This is a genomic window from Bartonella sp. AD13SXNS, assembly GCF_042196465.1.
In the GTDB taxonomy this organism is placed as follows: Bacteria; Pseudomonadota; Alphaproteobacteria; order Rhizobiales; family Rhizobiaceae; genus Bartonella.
Genome location: NZ_JBHIQI010000061.1, coordinates 1 through 1,764 on the forward strand (window position 1 = coordinate 1; position 1,764 = coordinate 1,764).

2 pseudogenes are annotated in these 1,764 nt (G+C 43.9%); both read right to left on the minus strand.

The features are described from left to right. A pseudogene (locus tag ACFIMQ_RS09315) lies at positions 1–482 on the minus strand (hypothetical protein); the annotation flags it as partial. Positions 483–495: 13 nt separating this feature from the next. Then, a pseudogene (locus ACFIMQ_RS09320) lies at positions 496–1,764 on the minus strand (phage portal protein); the annotation flags it as partial.

A 1,764-nucleotide genomic window follows, 5' to 3' on the forward strand; every position in this document is an offset into this window, starting at 1 on the left:
GCCGCCGCATCAAAATCACTGTATTTATCTTTAATTGATGTAACAGAACTTTCTAAAAACTGGTTCAAATGATCATTAAATTCGTGGGATTCAATGGCTTGCCTTTGAACATCCTGCTGTGCCCTAATATACGCATCTTGCTTTTGAATCTTATCTAACATCCACGTTAATACGCTAATTGGGTCCTCACGTAGGTCTGGGGGCGCACCTTCTCCTTCAACCATTGGTGGCTGGGCTTGAGATTCATAAAACTTGACAAGCGCTTCACGGGCTTGTTTGGCTTGTTGTTCTGCATGTTGCCGATCTATAGGAACGATTTCTGAAGGCTTGTCAACGGGCTCTGCAACCGGCTCTGGAGGTGTGACATCATTACTCTCAACGTTTTCGACCTCGTAATCACTCTCAAAAGAGCTCTCATCATCAAATACCGGTGCACCAACCCTGTAATCTTCATTCATAGCTTCGTTCATTTCTGCATTCATTCTTTCACCTCTCTCAAATATGCATGCCTCTGTGCAATGCTATTCTCTCTCGCATAATCTGATTGTGTGCTTGTTCATTGAGAAGCTTCTGACGTTCAATGTCATGCCTCTGTTGCATCATTTCGGCTTCCAATTCCGCTCTCTTCTGACGCATGAACAATTCAATCTGCTTTTGTTGCAAATCCATCTGTTGCATCTGGCTTTTAGTCGCCATATCCTGCTGCTTTTCTTGCAACTTCATTTCTTGTTCGGGATCCATCTGCTGTTGTTGGGCTTGTTGTGCCATTTGCTGCTGTTGCATCTTCTCGCTTACACGATTGAGTAATGACGCAGGCAAGGGTGAGTAACGAAGCAAATCAAGCATAATATCCGGTGTTACGGCATTTTGAAGCAACGGTAATAATTGCGTGATAATGCCAAAGGTACGCTCTTTCTCATTCGGGCTGGTTGGAGCATCATCCACCACAATATCGTAATCTACACTCATCACCGCTTCACGGGTCAACGGAATATATTGCGCATTCTCCTCACCCGATATCCGTACCAAACGACCATCAGACAAATAATTCTGTATCAGATGCAAAATAATCTTACCCTGCCGCTTGCGATACAAACGCAAACCATCAAACAGACAAGCTAGCAGGTTAAGACTGGATTGACGCCGTTGTGCCTCTAAAATCCCCGCTTGTGAGACTTCTCTCGTCCCTATAAACTCAGGCGATAAACCCGTAACTTGATTAATCGCTTCCTTGGCTTCATTAAACAGTTGGAAAAAGCCTGCTGGAAATTGCGCTACGGGTTTTGGTTGTATCTTACCACCAGCCAAAGCACCATTTTTTAAAACCGTAATACTATCAACCCTGCTCCAACTCTTTACAGCTTCTCTCTCATCTTCAAATGCGCCCCGCTCTGCCATTATCCCGCCTTTGGATTGGCTATTGAGAATGTGCATCACTTGACTAAAATATTTATTCGCCCATCGTTGTGGATCTTTTGTCGGTCTTACAACCCCATAAAATTGCCGTTCTATCTTGTCAAAATATCCCGTTATACACTCCCAACCCAATTGACCCGCTGGAACCAAAGGTTGATCGGGGCATTCAAGCAATTTCCTGCCTAAAAAAGCACGTTTTACAACCTTTTTATTGAAAGCTGCCCCTTGAATATCGGGCATCATGCACTGTAATTGCTTAAATTCCTCTTCACTATAATCACGCAATTCACCTGTCTCTAAATCGGGTGCCTTGTAATATCGCTCGCTTTCAAACCAACGGCATTCAAC